General features: G+C 74.9%; 13 protein-coding genes and 3 pseudogenes. 5 read left to right on the forward strand and 11 right to left on the reverse strand.

Going from position 1 to position 18946, the window contains the following annotated elements; translation table 11 throughout:
- Positions 1 to 46: 46 nt before the first annotated feature.
- The 3 genes from GL259_RS34390 to GL259_RS34400 are packed head-to-tail and all read right to left on the reverse strand — an operon-like array spanning position 47 to position 1411.
- Positions 47 to 412 (reverse strand): tetratricopeptide repeat protein, encoded by a 366-nt coding sequence (locus GL259_RS34390; RefSeq protein ID WP_159537272.1) that lies wholly within the window; start codon positions 410 to 412, stop codon positions 47 to 49.
- Positions 413 to 461: 49 nt separating this feature from the next.
- On the reverse strand, positions 462 to 920 hold the full coding sequence (locus GL259_RS34395; protein ID WP_159537274.1) for a MarR family winged helix-turn-helix transcriptional regulator: 459 nt from the start codon (positions 918 to 920) through the stop codon (positions 462 to 464).
- Positions 917 to 1411 (reverse strand): MarR family transcriptional regulator, encoded by a 495-nt coding sequence (locus GL259_RS34400; protein WP_159537276.1) that lies wholly within the window; start codon positions 1409 to 1411, stop codon positions 917 to 919. The genes GL259_RS34395 and GL259_RS34400 overlap by 4 nt, the downstream gene beginning before the upstream one ends.
- Positions 1412 to 1547: 136 nt before the next feature.
- On the opposite strand from GL259_RS34400, the gene GL259_RS34405 reads away from it, so the two are divergent.
- Positions 1548 to 2513, forward strand: a complete 966-nt coding sequence (locus GL259_RS34405; RefSeq protein WP_159537278.1) for a pirin family protein — start codon at positions 1548 to 1550, stop codon at positions 2511 to 2513.
- 542 nt (positions 2514 to 3055) lie between these two features.
- Here the strand turns inward: GL259_RS34405 and GL259_RS34410 are convergent.
- Positions 3056 to 3703, reverse strand: a complete 648-nt coding sequence (locus GL259_RS34410; protein WP_243762479.1) for a CBS domain-containing protein — start codon at positions 3701 to 3703, stop codon at positions 3056 to 3058.
- 105 nt (positions 3704 to 3808) lie between these two features.
- On the opposite strand from GL259_RS34410, the pseudogene GL259_RS34415 reads away from it, so the two are divergent.
- A pseudogene (locus GL259_RS34415) lies at positions 3809 to 4066 on the forward strand (helix-turn-helix transcriptional regulator); the annotation flags it as partial.
- Between the two features lie 179 nt (positions 4067 to 4245).
- On the opposite strand, the pseudogene GL259_RS34420 reads toward GL259_RS34415, so the two are convergent.
- Both GL259_RS34420 and GL259_RS34425 read right to left on the reverse strand, forming a co-directional pair.
- Positions 4246 to 4644, reverse strand: a pseudogene (locus tag GL259_RS34420) (nitrate reductase subunit alpha); the annotation flags it as partial.
- A 564-nt stretch (positions 4645 to 5208) separates the two neighbouring features.
- The gene (locus GL259_RS34425) at positions 5209 to 5631 is read right to left on the reverse strand and encodes a pyridoxamine 5'-phosphate oxidase family protein (RefSeq protein ID WP_159537280.1); all 423 of its coding nucleotides are present in this window, start codon (positions 5629 to 5631) and stop codon (positions 5209 to 5211) included.
- Between the two features lie 376 nt (positions 5632 to 6007).
- Here GL259_RS34425 and GL259_RS34430 point away from each other — a divergent pair.
- A pseudogene (locus tag GL259_RS34430) lies at positions 6008 to 7004 on the forward strand (MFS transporter); the annotation flags it as partial.
- A 65-nt stretch (positions 7005 to 7069) separates the two neighbouring features.
- Here GL259_RS34430 and GL259_RS34435 read toward each other — a convergent pair.
- Positions 7070 to 8809 carry a GAF domain-containing protein gene (locus GL259_RS34435; protein ID WP_166461596.1) on the reverse strand — a complete coding sequence of 580 codons (1740 nt, stop codon included), beginning with the start codon at positions 8807 to 8809 and terminating at the stop codon, positions 7070 to 7072.
- 901 nt (positions 8810 to 9710) lie between these two features.
- Between GL259_RS34435 and GL259_RS34440 the strand changes: the two genes are divergently transcribed.
- Positions 9711 to 10586, forward strand: a complete 876-nt coding sequence (locus GL259_RS34440; RefSeq protein WP_159537282.1) for a universal stress protein — start codon at positions 9711 to 9713, stop codon at positions 10584 to 10586.
- Positions 10587 to 11339: 753 nt separating this feature from the next.
- Positions 11340 to 12788, forward strand: coding sequence for a GTPase HflX (hflX, locus tag GL259_RS34445; protein WP_159537285.1), 1449 nt, complete (start codon positions 11340 to 11342; stop codon positions 12786 to 12788).
- Positions 12789 to 12913: 125 nt separating this feature from the next.
- Here hflX and GL259_RS34450 read toward each other — a convergent pair whose 3' ends face one another.
- The 4 genes from GL259_RS34450 to GL259_RS34465 form a co-directional block, all read right to left on the reverse strand.
- Complete coding sequence (locus GL259_RS34450) at positions 12914 to 14551, reverse strand: ABC-F family ATP-binding cassette domain-containing protein (RefSeq protein WP_159537287.1); 1638 nt, start codon at positions 14549 to 14551, stop codon at positions 12914 to 12916.
- A 67-nt stretch (positions 14552 to 14618) separates the two neighbouring features.
- Positions 14619 to 16025, reverse strand: a complete 1407-nt coding sequence (locus GL259_RS34455; RefSeq protein WP_159537289.1) for an MFS transporter — start codon at positions 16023 to 16025, stop codon at positions 14619 to 14621.
- Between the two features lie 372 nt (positions 16026 to 16397).
- Positions 16398 to 17684: an AMP-binding protein gene (locus GL259_RS34460; RefSeq protein ID WP_159537291.1), complete on the reverse strand. Its 1287-nt coding sequence runs from the start codon at positions 17682 to 17684 to the stop codon at positions 16398 to 16400.
- Positions 17681 to 18931: an AMP-binding protein gene (locus GL259_RS34465; RefSeq protein ID WP_159537293.1), complete on the reverse strand. Its 1251-nt coding sequence runs from the start codon at positions 18929 to 18931 to the stop codon at positions 17681 to 17683. The genes GL259_RS34460 and GL259_RS34465 overlap by 4 nt, the downstream gene beginning before the upstream one ends.
- Positions 18932 to 18946: the final 15 nt, after the last annotated feature.

The following is an 18946-nucleotide window of genomic DNA, read 5'->3' on the forward strand; positions in this document are numbered from 1 at the left end:
GGGGGCCGGGCACCGGTGGCGCCGTGACGTCATGACGCCGGTGACGTCACCGGCGGGGAACGGCCCGGTCGTCGTCGAAGTCGCCCGCCAGCGCGGAGGCGATGCGCAGGTGCGACCGGGCCTCCTCGTGCCGCCCCTGCCGCTCGAGCGTGCGGCCGAGCATCAGCCGGGCGTAGTGCTCCACCGGGTCGCGCTCCACGATGGCGCGCAACTCGGCTTCCGCGCGGCGCAGTTGGGCCGAGTGGTAGTAGGCCCGCGCCAGCAGCAGCCGCGGCCCGGTCTGCTCCGGCACCTCCTCGACCAGCCCGTCCAGGACGCGCGCGGCGGCGGCGTAGTCCTTGGCGTCGAAGAACATCCCGGCCCGCTCCCACCGCTCGGCCGGTGTCCCGTGGTCGTAGTACGTGGTGTCCACTCGTACCTCCTTCGACGCCGACAACGGACCCGGGCGGTCCCCTATTCCGTTACGCGACCGCGCCGGTCGCGGCGGCCAGTTCCGCGTCGGCCCGCTCGGTGACGAGGGTGAGCACCCGTCCGGCGACGGCCAGGTCCTCGGCGGGGATGCCGGAGTAGATCCGGGCGGAGATCGCCCCGGTCTCGGCGGAACTCCGCTCGTACACCTCCCGTCCGGCGTCCGTGATCCGCACCGCGGAGGGCTCGTGCGGGACCAGCAGCTCCGCGGCGATCAGCTCGTCGATCACGCCGTCGGCCTCCGCCCGGGGGATCTTGAGGGCGTCGGAGACCTCCCCGGCGAGGCGGGTGCGGTCGGCCGGGCCGGTGCCGGACACGGCGACGGCCCGGAGGGTGACGGACTGCTGGAAGGTGACGCCGTAGCGGTCCAGGACGCTCTCCAGGACCGCGCGGCCGGCGTAGTGGGCCAGGCCGATGACGCGGCCGTCGGCAAGGGGTGCGGTGGTGGTCATGACTGCTCCGTCTCGTGCTCGCTCGTGTGATCGGCTGAAGGGTCGAGAGGTGTGTCGAGCAGGGTCGTCAGGTCGTGCACGAACGCCCGGGCGCGCGCGCCGTCGAGACCGCCGAGCGGCTCCAGCAGCTGTCGCAGGAGCCCCTGGACGACCTCGATCGCCTGCCGGGTGACCTCGGCACCCCGGTCCGTGAGCGACAGTTGCACGGCGCGCGGGTCGCGGGGGTCCCGAGTGCGCTCCAGGAGACCGGCGGCCTCCAGGGCGCGGGCGAGCTTCGACACGTAGAGCGGCTCGAGTCCCGTGTGGTCGGCGAGGCGGCGCTGGCTGGGCCGTTCGCCGGAGCGGCGCATCCCGTACAGCGTCGCCACCACGGAGTACTGCGCGTGCGTCAGGCCGAGCGGGGCCACCGCGCGGTCGACCGCCACGCGCCACTTCATGGACAGCCGCCAGACCAGGAATCCGGGCGTCGCGCCCTCGTGTGCCGAGCTCATGACGAATACCGTACATGGCTACTATGTACATGGCTACTGTTTTCTTCCGCGGGCGTCACCGCCGGGATCCGGAACCACCGCCACGGGCGTGGCGACGGACTGACGCGCGGCGCCCCGCGGGGCTAGGTTGTCCGTCATGAGCAATCTTGAGCGCGAGGCGGTTCCTTCCCCGTGCGGCGGCCGGGGCTTCGTCGTGGCGGAACCCGTGCGGGAACTCCTCAGCCCTCGGCACGTCAAGCTGGGCGAGTCCAGCGAGGTCAGGCGGCTGCTGCCCAACCTGGGCCGGCGCATGGTCGGCGCCTGGTGCTTCGTCGACCACTACGGTCCCGACGACATCGCCGACGAGCCCGGCATGCAGGTGCCGCCGCACCCCCACATGGGGCTGCAGACGGTGAGCTGGCTGCACGAGGGGGAGGTGCTGCACCGCGACTCCACGGGCAGCCTCCAGACGATCCGCCCGCGCGAGCTGGGCCTGATGACCTCCGGCCGGGCGATCAGCCACTCCGAGGAGAGCCCCCGCTCGCACGCCCGCTTCCTGCACGGCGCCCAGCTGTGGGTCGCGCTCCCGGACGGTCACCGTCACACGGAGCCCCGCTTCGAACACCACGCCGACCTGCCGGTCGTCACGGCGCCGGGCGTCGAGGCCACGCTGATCCTCGGCGACCTCGACGGCGCCACCTCGCCCGGCACGGCGTACACCCCGATCGTCGGCGCCGACCTCGCCCTGGCGCGCGGCGCGGACGTCCGGCTGCCGCTGGAACCGGACTTCGAGTACGCCGTGCTCTCCATGTCCGGCGAGGCCCACGTCGACGGCGTACCGGTGCTCCCCGGCTCGATGCTCTACCTCGGCTGCGGCCGGAGCGAACTCCCGCTGCGCGCCGAGTCGGACGCCGGTCTGATGCTCCTGGGCGGCGAACCGTTCGAGGAGGAGCTGATCATGTTCTGGAACTGGATCGGCCGGACCCAGGAGGAGATCGTGCAGGCCCGCCGGGACTGGATGGAGGGCACGCGGTTCGGCGAGGTCAAGGGGTACGACGGTGCGCCGCTGCCTGCCCCCGAGCTGCCGGCGGTGCCGCTGAAGCCGCGGGGAAGGGTCCGTTGAGCGGCGGAAACCGCTGATTGCCGGTGGCTGGTGAGCGGGAGGCGGCCGAGTGCCGCCTCCCGCTTCTCGATCCCCTGCGGGACGACGGCCGAGCGGGGCACGGACCTGGGCCGGACCGGCGGACGACCAGGACCGGCGCCCGACGGGCGGAAGGGTCCGACGGCCCGCGCGTCGGGTCCGTCGCACCCGGGGGCACGTCCGCCGACGCCGCCCGGCCCGCCGAAGCCGCCGTGCGGAAGCCCGGAAGCTCCCGTGCGGCGGCTTCCGCCGCTCGACGGCGGCGGCGAGCGATTCCACGCCCTGGTCCGCACGTGCTCCCGGGTCATGGTGGTGTGCCTCCGTCGTCGGGGACCGCCGTGGTGCACGGCGGCGCCGGGCGGGAGCGGTACCGAGGTGAACGGCGCCGCTCCCTTCCCTCACCGTCCTTCGGGCCGCCCTGCCGCAGGAGGCGCCGAAGGACCCCTTCCGTGTCCGTCCGGCCCGGCAGGGACCGTCGGCCCCGGCCGGACCGGGTCGCCGCACGGCATCGCCCGCCGCCGCGCTCACGGGCTCCCGGCCCGAGCGGGCGGAGCGGGCGCCGCACAGTCGTCGACGCGGAAACCGAGGCCGTTCACCACGCCGACCACGCCTTCGAGGCGCCAGGCGGCGTGAACGAGCTCCGGCACCTGGCTGCGCAGCTCCACCCGGCCGTCGAGGGCGACGACGCCGTCGCGTACGGAGACGCGGACGGCCTCGGCCGGCAGTCCCGGGGCGGCGGCGAGGACCTCCTCGGTCACCTGGCGGCTGATGTCGTCGTCCGTGCGCAGGAAGACCCGGAGCAGGTCCCGGCGGGTGGCGATGCCGACGAGCCGGTCCTCCTCGTCGACCACGGGCAGCCGTTCGACGCCGCGGCGTTCCATGAGCCGGGCCGCGTCCGGCACGGTCTGCTCGGGGTGCACGGTGATCGCGGGGCTCGACATCACGTCACCCGCCGTCACGGCCGGAGGCGGAGCGGTGCCGTCCCGGTACGCCTGAGTGCGTACCAGATCGCTGCCGGACAGGACGCCGAGGACCTTGTCGTCGGCGTCGACCACCGGCAGTCCGCTGATCCGGTGGTGGTCGAGCAGGCGCACGACCTCCTTGAACGGTGTCGTCCGGCGGGCCTGCACAACGTCCCTGGTCATCACTTCACCGACGGTGCGAGCGGTCACGGCGAGTTCTCCTTCACGAGCGCGACGGGGAGGTCCGGAGCCGGAAGCCGGCTGCCCGACATGGCGGGCAGCCGCGCCACGGGGGCGGCGCGGCTGCGGGGTGGGCGGCTGCGGGGTGGGCGGCCGCGGGAGAAGGAGGAGCCGGACGCGCTGCCGGGGCTGACGGACCGGGAGCGGGAGATCCTGGCGCTGGTCGGTGAGGGGCTGACCGACCGGCAGATCGGTCTGCGGCTGTACCCGGCGGGGAAGACGGTGAAGAACCACATCTCCCCTCTCCTGGCGAAGCTGGGCGTGGAGCGCCGCATCCGGGCCGCCGTGATCGCCGCCCGGGCCCGCGACCGGCTGAGGCACGAGGGCCACTGACACCACGCGGCGAGCCCTGGGGCCGGACATTCCCCGGCCCGGGTGGCGGGCCAGGGCGGGGGCGGCGTCCGGCGCGAGCGCGGGTCCGTGGTTCATGCCGCTCGCCGGGAGCCGGAGGCCGACCGCGGCCGAGCCGCTGCCGTCGGGGACGCGGCCGGTGCGGCCCGACGCCGGTAGACCAGGAGCGTGCCCCGGACGTACGGGTGACGCACCCGGCCGGGCGAGTAGGTGTACCAGGAGAACGACGCCCCGCGCGGGCAGCCGCGCGGCTCGTACTCGGGGCAGTCGGTGCCGATCGACGGGTAGCCGGTGGTCTGGTGCTCCCAGGTGATGATGCCGTCCTTGACGCACACCGTCCAGGAGCAGGATCCGGTGCAGTTGACGCCGTGGGTGGAGCGCACCACCTTGTCGTGGGACCAGCGGTCCCGGTAGAAACCCTCCCACTTCGGGTCGCCCTCACCGAACACCGCACGCCCGTCGGCCGACACCTCACGGCGGTTCAGCAGCCTGCGGGCCGCCAGCGGCCGGCCCTCACCGGCGCTCGACTCCCCACGCCGCGCGTTCTGACCGTTCTCCATGGCCCGGAACGCTAAGCGGTGCACGGCGGTCGGCACCCGGGGCCCGCGGTCCCCGGCGACCGGCCCACCGGCCCCATGTCGCCGGTGGCAAGGGGGACCAATGGTTCCGGTGCCGGGTCCGGCCGGCCGGGGAGCCGGGTGTGCCGGGCGTTGCATGCCGGCTGTGACCGAGCCGCGGACGACCATCGGCCGCCGCGCCGAGCACCGCCGCCGGTGGATGCCGACGGCGACCGATCCCGGAGGTGACCCGTGTACGACTCCACCGACCGCACCCGAGGCCGATCGCCCCGCTGCCGCTCACGGCGGGCACCGCGCACGGTCCGGCCCGGTCACCGTCCGGCCGCCCGCCTCGTCCGCCCTGGCCCCAGGGCGGCCGGACACGGCCCCAGGGCGCTGGGCAGGGCCGTGCGGTGACCGCCCCGCCCGTGTCGTCCGCCGCCGGCGGCACGACGCGGGGGAGCGTCCGTTCACCGTCATCCGGAGGTCCGCCCGGGCCTGCCCGCGCTGCCGGGCGCCTGCCCGCCTCAGAGGTGTCAGGACCCCGCAGCGGCTGCGGGCCGTGCCTCACCGCGGGTCAGGAGCTCCCCTGAGTTCGCGTCCGGTCACCATCTCGGACTCGATCCGTACGAACACCGACTCCCGCAAGGGCATCCAGGAGCTCGGGCCGGTCTGCGCCAGGCGTTCGTGCTCGGCGGGATCGCTCACCACGGTGGCCCGCCCGGTGACGACCACGCTCCAGCCGGACCGGGTCACCGCGTCGAACTCGTCGGCCTCGAACGCGACCACGACGCCGTCGATGGCACGGACGAGGTCCGAGGCCGGCGAGGTGCACAGCAGGACGGAGGCGTCCGTGTCCAGGGAGAAGTTGATGGGGAGGACCGCGGGAAGTGCCTGCCGGGTGTACACCACACGGCCGACCGGCACCTTGGCCAGCAGGCGCAGACACTCCTGCCGGCCGAGTGCGCGAAAGCCGTCTGTCGGGAACACCGGTCCATCGTCTCCCCGCCGGCGACGGACGGGGTAGGGCCGGTCGGCCCTACCCCAGTGCGAACAGCGGCCGCATGACGGTGGTCCCGGGTGTCCGGGGCCGTGAGAGGGAGCGGCGGGTCCGGACCCGGGGCCTGCCCGGCCCTCCGCGGGGACCGACGGCCCATGCCGCCGGTGAGCCCGGCTGCGGACAGTGGTCACAGGACGCCGGCGGACGGGCGAAGGGCCTGCCGCGCGCATGCGATCCCGGTGGCGCCGTGCCACCGCGCGGAGGAAGAGGACGGACAACATGGTCCAGCCGCTGAAGTCGAAGCCGCTGAAGTCGAAGGGCGACAGCTCACCGTCGGGTGCTCCGGTGTCCGGCCGGGCGTGGCTGATGCCGGCCATGGCCACGATCGGCTTCGCCGTGAACTTCTGGGCGTGGGCGCTGCTGAGTCCGCTCGGCCCGCGGTTCGAGGACAGCCTCGGCCTGTCGTCGTTCGAGCAGTCGCTGCTGTGGCGGTGCCGGTCGTGGTCGGCTCCCTGGGCCGCATCCCGGTGGGCGCCCTGACCGACCGGTTCGGCGGGCGGGCGATGTTCCCGATCGTGCCGGCGGCCACCATCGTGCCGGTGCTCCACCTCGGTCTGGCCGGACACGACTCGCTCACCGCTCTTCTGGCCGGCGGGTTCTTCCTCGGCATCGGCGGCACCGCCTTCGCCGTCGGTGTGCCGTTCGTCAACGCCTGGTTCCCGCCCGAGCGGCGGGGCCTCGCCATCGGTGTCTTCGGCGCCGGCATGGGAGGCACCGCGATCCGTGCCCTGACCACCGTGAAGCTGGTCGACGCGAGCAGCATGGCGACCCCGTTCCTGATCACCGCCGGGGTGCTCGCCGTGTACGCCGTGGCCGCCGCGCTGCTGCCGCGCGACGCACCCGGCCGCACCGTGCCGGCCGAGCCGCTGGGACGCCGGCTGGCAGTCACCGCCCGCCTCGGCACCACCTGGCAGGCGTCCGCACCGTACGCGGTGACCTTCGGCGGGTACGTCGCCGTCTCCGTCTACCTGCCGACCTACCTCAAGACCGGTTACGGCCTCACCCAGGCCGACGCCGCCCACCGCATGGCCGGCTTCGTGCTGCTCGCGGTGGCGATGCGTCCGGCCGGCGGCTGGCTGTCCGACCGGCTGGGCCCGGTGCGGGTGCTCACCGGCTCGCCGGCCGTGGTCGTCACCGGAGCGGTCGTACAGTCGTTCACCCCGCCCCTGGCCCCGCTGGGCACGACCGCCTTCCTGTCGATGGCCGCCGCGCTCGGTGCGGGCAGCGGGGCGGCCTTCGCCCTGGTGGCCCTCCTGTGACCCCGGCGGACAAGGTCGGCTCGGTCACCGGCGTGGTCGGCGCCCCGTCCGTCCGGCGACGACCCCCGGCGGGCCGTCGCCGCTGTCCTGACTGCCGCCACCGTGGGGCTCAGGCTCCGTCCTTCGCGGGGAGGGGCACCGTCCACTCCACGATGGTGCCGGCGGGCTCGTTCGGCGTGACGGTGAAGCCGCCGCCCAGGTCCGCGGCGCGCCGGCGGAGGTTCTCCAGGCCGCTGCGGCGGGTGACGGCCGGGTCGATGCCCCTGCCGTTGTCGGCGACGCGCAGGTGGAGCCGCGTGCCGTCCGTCTCGGCGGTGACCTCCACGGAGGTGGCGTGTGCGTGCCGGGCGGCGTTCGAGAGCGTCTCACGCAACACCGCCAGCAGGTGCTCGGCATGGCCGGAGGGGACGTCGGTGTCCAGCAGACCGGTCATGCGCAGGGCGGGGGTGAAGCCGAGTACGGCGGCCGCCCGGTCGGTCTCGGCCAGCAGTTTCCCGCGCAGACCGCCCTGGGCGTCGGCGCGATCGCGCTCGCGCAGCGCGTAGATCGTGCCGCGCACGGTCTTGATGGTGTCGTCGAGGTCGTCGACGACTCGCTGCACACGCTCGGCCACCTGGGGCCGGTCGGCGATGCGGCCGAGGACCGAGTTCAGCGTCAGTCCGGAGGCGAACAGCCGCTGGATGGCCAGATCGTGCAGATCGCGGGCGATGCGGTCGCGGTCGGACAGGACCATGAGGTGCTCGGCCTCGCGGCGGTGCTCGGCGATCTCCAGCGCGAGTGCGGCCTGGTCCGCGAACCCGCTGATCATCCTCATGGTGGCCTCGGAGAACTCCGCGCCGCCGGCCAGGTTGGCGACCTGCAGGACCCCGCGCACGTCCTCGCCACCACCCAGCGGGAGCAGGAACCCCGGCCCCAGGCCGATCTTGGCGGCGGAGCCGCCCCCTGCCTGTGGCTCCTCCGACAGGGCGCTGCTGGTGATCCGCTCGTTGGACCGGTAGACCTTCGCGGCCAGCGTGGCGGCCGGCAGGACCAGCCCGCGTACCCGATCGGCACCCTCTCCTTCGGCGGCCTCGATCACCAGTTCCTCGCTGCCGGTGAGCGGCACCGCCAGCGTCACCAGATCGGCGCCGGACAGCGTCCGGACAGTGGCGGCGACCCGGTGCAGGACGTTGTCCGGGTCGGTGCCCGACAGCAGGGTGCGGGTCAGTTCGCTGCTCGCCGACAGCCACTGCTCGCGGCGCCGGGTGTCCTCGTACAGGCGGGCGTTGTCGATCGCGACGCCGGCTGCGGCTGCGAGCGTGCGCAGCACGGCCTCGTCGTCGTCGTCGAACTCCGCCCCGCCGCGCTTGTCGGTCAGGTACAGGTTGCCGAAGACCTGGTCGCGCACGCGCACGGGCGTTCCCAGGAACGTCGTCATCGGCGGATGTCCCTCGGGGAAGCCGACCGAGTCGTGATGACGACCCAGGTCGGCCAGGCGCAGCGGCTCCGGTTCGCGGATCAGCAGCCCGAGGATGCCCTTGCCCTCGGGATAGTGACCGATCGCCTCGATGGTGCCCTCGTCCATGCCGACCGTGATGAACTGCCGGATCTTCCCCTCTTCGCCGAGCACCCCCAGGGCCCCGTACCGGGCGTCCACCAGGGTCACGGCGGACTCGGTGATCCGGCGCAGCACGACGTCGAGGTCCAGGTCGGTGCCGATGGAGAGGACCGCGTCCAGCAGCGTGTGCACCCGGTCCCGGGTCGCGCGGACCTGCTCCACCTGTGCCTGCAGACCCTCCAGCAGCTCGTCCAGCCGCAGATGGGGCGCTGCCGGGACCCCCTTCCGCCTCTGTGCCGGCCCCTCCGCCATCCCCGCTCCCTCCGGACGTAGGTGCCATCCCATCATGCCGAACGGCCCTGCCGTCGCCCGAACGGTGTGGCACCTGCGGTCGTCGCGGCAGCCAAGATCCTACGGCCCTGCGACGCCGGTGCCGGCGTCGTCCGCGGCGAGGACGTCATCGCCCACCCGGACCGGCCCGGCCCCCTGCGGGCAGGAGACCTCCTGGCCGTCATCGGCACCCACGACGGCATCACCGGGGTCCGGCGCACACCCCCTCGCCCTGCTGCTGGAACCCGGGGTCGTCCTGACCGCGCTGAGCCTGCCCGTCGCGGTCGCACGGCGCTTCGCCCCCTCACCCGTACGCGACCGCGGGTCCGCTCCAGCCCCTGGAGCACGGATCAGCGCTTCCGACGGATCGCCCTCGACGAAGTGCTCCGTCAGCCCGGCAGGAGGACCGCCGGGGAAGACCGCCACGCTCACCCCCGCGAACGCCACCCACAGGAAGGGCAGGACGGCGTAGCGGGGAGGGCGAGCAGCCACTTCACCCGCCACAGCCGGCGGGACGGTGGCGGGTCGAGGACGGCGGTCGGTCGCGCGGGGTGGACCGGCGGTGTCACGGCGGGAGGCATCGCCGGGGGCAGGGTCTTCGTGCTCATGGGACCGGTCCCTTCGGATCCGGTGACGATCACGGGGCGGAGCACGGGGGTCGTCGTACTGCGTGTCCTGCTTCCGGTGTCCGCCGGACGGTCCGCGAGGCCCAGGGCCGAACGGTGCACGGAGCCGGTCCGGGGGCCCGGCCGGGCGCGCCGCGGCAGGGCCGGAGGTTTCCGGCGGGGGCCGGTTCGCCCCTGCTGTCCCCGAGCACCGGGTGAGACCGTGAAAGAGGTACCGGCCACTGCACGACGCAGTCCGAGAGAAGGCGGTGGGGATCATGGTGCTTCCCCTGGTCGTCGGTGTCGACGGGTCGGAGGGCAGTCTTCTGGCCGTGGACTGGGCGGTGGACGAGGCCGCCCGTCACGGTCTCCCGCTGCGGCTGGTCCACGCCTCCCGGGGGGAGCGCCACGAGGGAGCGCTGCCGAGGACGAGCCGGGAGCGTTCCGCGGAGCAGGTGACGGCGCGTCATCTCGTCGTCTCCGCCGAGGAACGTGTCCGCAGGCGCAACCCCGGTCTCGAGGTCTCGGCCGAGATCCTGCCCGAAGAGGCGGCGTCCGCCCTCCTGCGCGAGGGGAACGACGCCTTCGCCCTGGTGACCGGTTCACGCGGCCGCGGAGAACTGAGGGGAGTGCTGCTCGGCTCGGTCGGTCCGGCCGTCGCGGCCCGCGCGTCCTGCCCGGTCGTCGTGGTCCGGGGCGACAAGGCCGGCCTCGCCGGAACCCACGAGCGGATCCTGCTCGGTGCCGGCGACCCCGGCACGAGCGGTGAGACCGTCCGGTTCGCCTTCCGGGAGGCCGAGGCGCGCGGGTGCGAGCTGCACGTCGTCCGCGCCTGGCGCTGCCCCGCGTACGAGAACGCCGACCACTCGGCACCGGCCGCGGATCCGGCGCACCGGCACGAGGAACAGGCCTTGGCCCTGGTCGACGCGCTCGTCGCCGAGGCGTCGGCCGATCACCCTGCCGTGCGGGTACACCGGGCGGCGGCCGAGGGACCGGCCCACAAGGTGCTCGTCCACCGCTCGGCCGCCGCCGACCTCGTGGTCGTCGGCGCACGGCGCAGGTCCGGGCACTTCGGCCTCCGGCTCGGCCGGGTGAGCCACACCCTGCTGCACCACGCGGCCTGCCCGGTGGCGGTCGTGCCGCAGCGGGCCTGACCGCGGGGGGGCACGGAGGCTTCACGGGCATGCTGCTGGGCTCGGTGAGCCAGGGAAGTACCGCACCACGCCCGCTGCCCCGTCGTCACCGTTCCGGTGTGAGGCGACGAACGGCCCCGGGCCCGTCGCCGGGCAGTCCTGTTCGCGGGCACCGGGCGAGAGAGCGCCCTGGGTCGCGGGCGGCGGACGAGCTGCTGCGGGTGGCGGGCCTGCGCGGCAACGCCCGGCTGGTTCCGCGTCCCGGGCCGCCCGGCCCCGCGCGCGGGGCGGAGTCGTCCGTTCGGAGCCACGTCGTGCCGGCCCCCCGATGAGGTCGGACGACGTCTGCGCCACCGTCCGCCCTCGTCGCGCGGTCCGGCCGGCTGGTTTTCCACGTTCGCGGGAATGGGGATGCGTCCGCCCCCGGGGACCCCGTAGGGTGGATCTCCATGACGAACGGAATCTGATTCTGTGACGCGGCGCGCTCGGAGCGCCGCCCGTAGCGGCCCCGGCCCCCGAGCCTCCCGCGAGGCTCTCGCCGCCGTGTGGTGCCGCCCGTCCGGTGTGCCCGGATGTCCGTTCCGGTGTCGTCGAGTCTTCCTTCGCTCCCCCCCACCCCTGGCCCGGCAGCTGTCGTGGCGAGTCCCGGTGGCGGCCACGGGTGCGGAGCGTTCCCGAGCCGTCCCCCGGAGCGGAACCCACCGCGGTTCCCGCGCCCACCGGCCCTTGCCCCCCCACCGGCTTCAGTACCGCCCGTGCAACGGAAGGACGTATATGACGCGCCCCGACCACTTCACCCCCCGCCATCAGCGTGCCGATGCCCTCATGGACGACCGGTTCGCCGCGGCCGGGGCCGACGACCTGGACGGCGAGCAGTACGAACGGGAGGAACGGGCCGCGCTGCGCCGCGTGGCCGGCCTGTCCACCGAACTCAGCGACGTGAACACGGTCGAGTACCGGCAACTGCGCCTGGAGCGGGTCGTCCTCGTCGGGATCTGGACCTCCGGCACGGCCGAGGACGCCGAGCGCTCCCTCGCCGAACTCGCCGCCCTGGCCGAGACGGCCGGCGCCCTGGTGCTGGACGGGGTCGTCCAGCGCCGCAGCAAGCCGGACCCGGCCACGTACATCGGTTCCGGCAAGGCGTCGGAACTACGGGAGATCGTCGAGGAGACCGGTGCCGACACCGTGGTCTGCGACGGTGAACTCAGCCCCGCCCAACTGGTCCGGCTGGAAGAGGTCGTCCGGGTCAAGGTCGTCGACCGTACGGCGCTGATCCTGGACATCTTCGCCCAGCACGCGAAGACCCGTGAGGGCAAGGCCCAGGTGGCGCTGGCGCAGATGCAGTACATGCTGCCCCGGCTGCGCGGCTGGGGGCAGTCGATGTCCCGGCAGATGGGCGGCGGCGGAGGCGGTGGCATGGCCACCCGCGGCCCCGGCGAGACGAAGATCGAGACGGACCGGCGGCAGATCCAGAAGAAGATGTCCCAACTGCGCCGCGATATCGCACAGCTGAAGACGGGCAGGGACATCAAACGGGAGGAGCGGCGGCGCAACAGCGTGCCGTCGGTCGCCCTCGCCGGTTACACCAACGCCGGCAAGTCCTCGCTGCTGAACAGGCTCACCGGTGCCGGCGTGCTGGTGCAGAACGCCCTGTTCGCCACCTTGGACACGACGGTGCGGCGGGCGACGACGCCCAGCGGCCGCACCCACACCCTCACCGACACCGTGGGATTCGTCCGTCATCTGCCCCACCACCTGGTCGAGGCGTTCCGTTCCACCATCGAGGAGGTCTCCGACGCGCATCTCGTCCTGCACGTCGTCGACGGGTCGCACCCCGACCCGTGGGCGCAGCTCACCTCCGTGCGGGAGGTCCTGCGGGAGGTGGGCGCCGCGGCGGGCACGGAGGTCGTGGTCGTCAACAAGGCCGACGCGGCCGACCCCGAGGTGCTGGCGCGGCTGCTGGAGGCCGAGCCGGGCGCGGTCGTCGTCTCCGCGCGGACCGGTCAGGGCGTGGAGGAGCTGCGGGCCCTGATCGACGAGCGGCTGCCCAGCCCGACCGAGGAGATCGAGGTCATGCTGCCCTTCTCGGCGGGGAACCTGGTCTCCCGCGCCCACCGCGAGGGCGAGGTGCTCTCCGTCGAGCACACCCCGCAGGGCACGCTCCTCAAGGCCCGGGTCGAACCGGCACTCGCGTCCGAACTGAGGGCGCACCTGCCCGTCTGAGCCGGCCCGGGGTGCGGGGGCGCGGCGCCCCCGCACCCCGCCGTGTCCGGGGCCGGGGACGCCCCCGCGCCCACCGGCCTGCCGAGCCGGCCGGGGACACCCGACCTCCCGGCCGGGTGCGGGCCTCAGGTGCCCGGCCGTGGGGTCGGGGCGCCGGTGATCTCGCCGTTCTTCAGGACGAGTTCGGGACCCTCCCAGGACCGTCGCAGCCAGCGGTCGTGGGAGGCCACGACGACGGCCCCGGGCGCGGTCCGCAACGCCTCCTCCAGTTCCTCGGCGAGGCTGAGGGAGAGATGGTTCGTCGGCTCGTCCAGCAGCAGGACGTCCGGCGGCCGGGCGATCAGCAGGGCCAGGGCGACCCGGCGCCGCTGGCCGATGGACAGCTGCCCCACCGGCCGGCCGAGGTCGCGGGCCGGGAGCAGCCCCAGCTGCGACAGCGGCGGGGAGTCCGCGCGCGCGGCCCGCTCGTACAACTGGCTCGCGCTGCGCCGGTCGTCGGGGAAGCCGACGTCCTGCTCCAGCAGCCCGACCCGCACCCCGGGAGCCCGTTCCACCGTCCCGGAGTGCGGTGCGAGGCGACCGGCGACCACGTTCAACAGGGTCGACTTGCCCGCCCCGTTGGGGCCCGTGACCAGCAGCCGTTCGGCGGGGCCGACATCGAGGCGGTCCACGCGCAACCGCCCCGCCAGCTCCACGGAGCGCAGCGACACCGCGGGCCCGTCGTCCTCCGCCGCCCTGCCGGTGAGCGTGGCGGCGAACCGCAGCGGGTCCGGGGGCCGCCGCACCTGGGCGCGTTCCAGCTCCTCCAGCCGGTGCTGGGCGTTGCGGACCCGCCGGGAGATCTGCCGCTGCACCCGGCCGCCGGCCCGGTCGTAGGCCATCTTGTTGTTGTCCTTCATGGCCCGCGCGTGGTTGACGGCCCGCGCGGTCACGTCCACCGAGGCGCGCAGCTGGGCGAGTTCCTCCTGCTCGGCCTCGTACTGCTGCTCCCAGCGCAGCCGTTCCAGCCGCTTGGCCCGCAGGTAGTACGAGTACGAGCCGCCGTAGTGCGTCACCCCGCCCCGGGACGGGTCCAGGTCGAGGATGTCGGTGCACACCGCGTCCAGGAACATCCGGTCGTGGGAGGCCAGCACCACCGCGCCCGGCATCTCGTTCAGCCGCTGCTCCAGGAAGCCGACCGCGTCGTCGTCCAGGTGGTTGGTCGGCTCGTCCAGCAGCATGGCCTGCGGCTGCCGGACGAGCAGGGCCGCCAGCGCCAGCCGGGAACGCTGCCCGCCGGACAGCGTCCCCAGCGTCCGCCGCGGATCCACGGACCCCAGACCGAGACCGGTGAGCACCAGCCGGGCGCGCCGGTCGGCGTCCCACAGGTCGTGCTGCTGCGCCCACTCCAGGGTGTCGCCGTAGGCCGCGAGGGCCTCCGCGTCGTCCGGAGCCGTCTCCAGCCGGGCCGACAGCTCCTCCAGCCGGGCCGCGGCGGCCCGGATGCCGGACAGGGCGTCGTCCACCACGTCCTGCACGGTGGTGTCCGGGGGAAACGACAGTTCCTGCCGCAGGAACCCGCAGTCCTCGGGCCGGTCGACCGTGCCGGAGTCGGGTTCCTCGACGCCGGCGAGGAGCCGCAGCAGCGTCGACTTCCCGACGCCGTTCTCCCCGACCAGGCCCATCCGCCGGCCGGGGGAGACCGACAGCGAGAGCCCGTTCAGCACCCGGTGGTCCGCGTAGTACTTGACGAGGTCGACGGCCTGGAGGCGCACAGTCGGCATGGGGGGACCTTCGTTCCTGATCGGGGGCGTCAGTGCGGTCGGGCGGGGGCGGGCGTGCCGGCCGGTGTCACGCCGGACCGGACTCGGCGGCGTCCCGGGCGCGCGGCTCGTGCCGCACCACCAGGAACGAGACGACGCAGGACAGCGCGGCGAGCACGGTCGCCGTGGCCATGGCGGTCCCGAAGCGCCCGCCCGTCCCGCCGAGGGCGATCCCCACCAGCGCCAGCCCGACGGCTCCGCCGAGCTGCTGGCTGGAGTTGACCAGCGACGCGATGACGCCCGAGGTCCGTTCGTCGGCGCCGTGCGTGGAGGCCGTCGCGGAGGAGGGCAGTCCGGCACCGATGCCGGTGGCGAACAGCAGGATGCCCGGCAGCAGACCCACATAGCCGAGGTCCGCGCCCTGAGCCCAGGCGAGCAGCAGCGCGCCCACCGCCGTGACGAAGCATGCGACCGTCAGCACCCGGCCCGCGCCGTGGCGCACCGTGGCCCGCTCACCGAGCTTGACACCGCTCAGCGAGCCGAGCGCGAACGGCACGTAGGCCAGACCCGCGGCCAGCGGCTCGTAGCCCAGGCCGTTCTGCAGGTACAGCGTCAGCACCAGGAAGCCCTGGAACATCGCCGCCGACAGCAGCACCGCGGCGAGCAGCGCCCGGGACCGCACCGGCGCGGCGAACACGCCCTTGGCCACCAGGGGGCTGGCCGAGCGGCGCTGGTCGACGACGAAGGCGGCCAGCAGCGACAGCGCCAGCACCGCGGTGACCGCCGTCGCCCGCGGGTTCTCCTCGCCCTCGACCGACAGCAGGGCGTACACGAGGAGGGACAGGCCGCCGGTGAGGAGCGTCGCGCCGCGCCAGTTCAGCGGCTGCCCGGCACCGCCCGGGTGCACGCCGCGCACCAGCCGGGGCAGCAGGAACAGGGCCACCGCGGCGATCGGCAGGTTGATGAGGAACACCCACCGCCAGGAGGCGTATCCGGTGATGACACCGGAGAGGATCAGGCCGGCCAGGGCGCCGACGATCGCGGTGGCCCCCCACACGGCGAAGGCCCGGGCCCGCGCCGCGGGCTCGGAGAAGACCAGGGTCATCAGCCCCAGGACGGCGGGGGCCACCAGCGCGGCGCCCAGCCCCTGCAGCGCGCGGGCGCCGATGAGCTGCCAGGGCTCCACGGCCAGGCCGCAGGCGAGGGAGGCGAGGGCGAAGACGGCGGTGCCGGCGGAGAAGGTCCGCACGAGGCTGAAGCGGTCGCCCAGCCGCCCGCCGAGGATCAGGAAGCCGCCGAACGTCAGCATGTAGACGTTGATCACCCAGACGACGGACGAGGGGCCGAAGTCCAGCTCCCGCTGGATGGTCGGCAGTGCGATGTTGACGACGTTGTCGTCCATGGTGAGCAGGAGCTGGGTCACACACAGGACGGCCAGGACGGCCCGGGGGTGCGAGGTGCCCGTGTCCTGCGCTGTCGAAGGCGCGCTCTGCATGGGTGGGGGTCCTCTCGGGTACGGGGTCGACGGCGCACCGCGTCAGACGCGGAAGGCGAACCGCGACACGGCGGTCACGCTGATCCCCGTGCGGACGCCCCCCGGAGGGGCCCGGCCGGGGCGGCGGGCACCCGTACGGTGCGGCACGCGGGCGCCGGCGGCGCGCACACGGGCGCCGCCGGCGGTGCGGCGGGGACGCGGCGTCGCCCACCCCCGGCCGGGGCCCGCGCTCCGGTCCGGTCGGCGGCGTGGGTCCGGCGCGCGGCTGACGGGACGGGCATCGGTGCGGGCGCTCGCTTCGCTGGGGTCGACTGCACAGAGGCCGCCGCGATGACGCGCGACGGCGCCGCGGCGACGAGTGGTGAGAGTCTGTCACAGCGGTTTCCGCGGGGCACAGTCGGTTTCGGCGCCGGGGGAGGGATTCGGACACGCGGGGCGACCGGACGGCCGGTGCGGAGTCCCGGCCTGATCCGGGAGGCCGGCCAGGCGGGCGTGGTCGATCTTTCCGTTGGCGGTGACCGGCAGGGCGTCGGTGAGGACGATGCGGTGCGGCACCATGAAGACGGGCAGGGACCGCTCCAGCGCGGCGTGGAGCTCCGCCCGCACGGTGTCCGGTTCGCGCAGCAGCGCCCCGGGGGTGAGGGCCGCGTGCGCGAGCAGCCGGGGCCGGCCGTCGGGGCCCCGGGTGACCGAGGCGACGGCGCGGCGCACCTGCGGGAGCCGGTCGAGGACCGACTCGATCTCGCCCAGCTCGATCCGGTGCCCCCTGATCTTCACCTGCCGGTCCCGGCGTCCCAGGAACTCGATGGTGCCGTCCGTGCGCCACATGCCCAGATCGCCGGTGCGGTAGACCCGTTCGCCGAGGACGGGGTGGACCGGGAAGCGGGCGGCCGTCTGCTCCTCGTCGCCGGCGTAGCCGCGGGCCAGGCCCCGGCCCGCGATGTGCAGTTCACCCGCCCGGCCCACCGGCCGGGGGCGGCCCTCGTCGTCGAGGACGTGGAAGAACTGCTCGCGCAGCGGCCGCCCGTAGGGGATGCTGCGCCACTGTCGCGGCACCTCGCCGACCGGGTGGCAGATCGACCAGATCGCCGCCTCGGTGGCACCGCCCGCGCTGATCACCTCGACCTCCGGGACCAGGGCGCGCAGCCGGTCCGGCAGCGTCACCGGGATCCAGTCGCCCGACAGCAGCACCCGGCGCAGCGGGGCGAGTTGCCCGGCCGCCGACCGGGGGTCGGCCTCCGCCAGGTCCAGCACCATCTGCATCAGGGCGGGCGCGGTGTTCCAGAGGGTGACGCGGTGCCGCTCGACGAGGTCCATCCAGTGCTGCGGATCGCGTTCGCCGTCCGGATCCGGCAGGACCAGCGCGCCCCCGGCGCCGAGCACTCCGAAGACGTCGTAGACGGACAGGTCGAAGCTGAGCGCCGACAGCCCGAGCACCCGGTCCGACGGCCCCACGGCGAGTCGGTCGGTGATGTCGTCCACGGTGACGCGGGCCGCCGCGTGGTCGACGACCACGCCCTTCGGCTCACCGGTCGAGCCGGAGGTGAAGATGATGTACGCCGGTGAGTCCGGCGCCGTCCCCGGTCCGGGGCCGTCGTGTCCCGCACCGCCGCCGGCGGCGGGGGGCGGGGCCGCCGCGTCCACCGGGACGCGGGTCACGCCGGCGGGCAGCTCGGCCCGCGCGTCCGGGCCGGCCGGGGTTCCGCGGCGACCAGGGCGTGCGCCAGGCCGGAACGCCGGACCACCGCGGCGATGCGGGAGGCGGGCCAGCCGGGGTCCACCGGCACGTAGACGGCGCCGCAGCGGGCCGCCGCGGTCACCGCCGCGATCTGGTCGAAACCCTTGGGCAGGGCGACGGCCACCGGGTCGCCCGGGCGCACCCCCGCCTCGGTCAGCCGCCGGGCGAGGACGGCCGCCCGCGCCCGGAGCTCGCCGTGGGTGAGGGCACCGGCGGGGCCCAGCAGCGCCGGGGCGTCCGGTGCGCGCCGGGCCGCCGCGCGCAGCGGACCGTCCAGCAGGGGCCCCGCGTCCGGGAACGGCCGGGCGGTGAGCGGCTCCTGGAAGGCGAACGTCGGGTCCCAGCCCAGGTCGATCCGCCGCCAGGCGGCGGGGTCGGCCGCGAGGACGGTGAGCAGCCTGCCGTACGCCTCGCCGAGACCGGTCAGGAACGCGGCGTCGGCACCGCCCGCGTCGCCCGGCTCCCACACCGCCACCGGCTGCACGCCGGTGTGGTCGAGCCGGTGTGCGAGGACGGGCCCGGGCCCGTCCGGGGCGTCGGCCCCGTCCCCGGGCACCGCGCTGAACACCAGGCGGGCCGCGCCCGCCGAGGGGTGCAGCGCCCCGGCCGGGGCGTCGGGCACGCGGCTCAGCTCGCGGGCGTACGCGCCGAACCCGGTCCACCGCAGCGGGTCGGGCGCCGGCACCCGCACCGTCCGCGCCGGCTGCCCGCCCGTCTCCGGCCCGACCTCCAGCGAGCCGGTGCCGCACGTCCAGCGGGCCACGGCCAGTGCGGCCGCCGCGAACAGCACCTCCTCCCGCGTCAGACCCCACTCCTCGGCGCGCGTCGCCAGCCGGCCGGCCGGGTCGGCGCCGAGCGGCACGAGCCGGCGGCCCGGGGAGGCGTCCGGGGCGGGGGGCGCGCCGGGACGGGCGGGCGCCTGCGGCTCCCGGGCCAGCAGCGCCGCGAGGGAACGCACCGAACCGCCGTCGAGCAGCCGGCGCAGGGACACGCCGGTGGCGCCGAGCGCACTCAGCCGGTGCTGCAGCCGCAGCGCGGAGCGGGCGTCCAGACCGAGGGCGGTCAGCGGGCGGTCGGGGTCGACGCCGTGCTCCGGCAGGCCGAGGACGGCGGCGACCTGGCCGGTCAGCCCGGTGGCCGGGACCGGGGCCTGCGGGGTGGTGGTCATACGGGTCTCCTCAGG

The sequence above is a fragment of the Streptomyces sp. Tu 3180 genome (genome assembly GCF_009852415.1).
Taxonomy (GTDB): domain Bacteria; phylum Actinomycetota; class Actinomycetes; order Streptomycetales; family Streptomycetaceae; genus Streptomyces.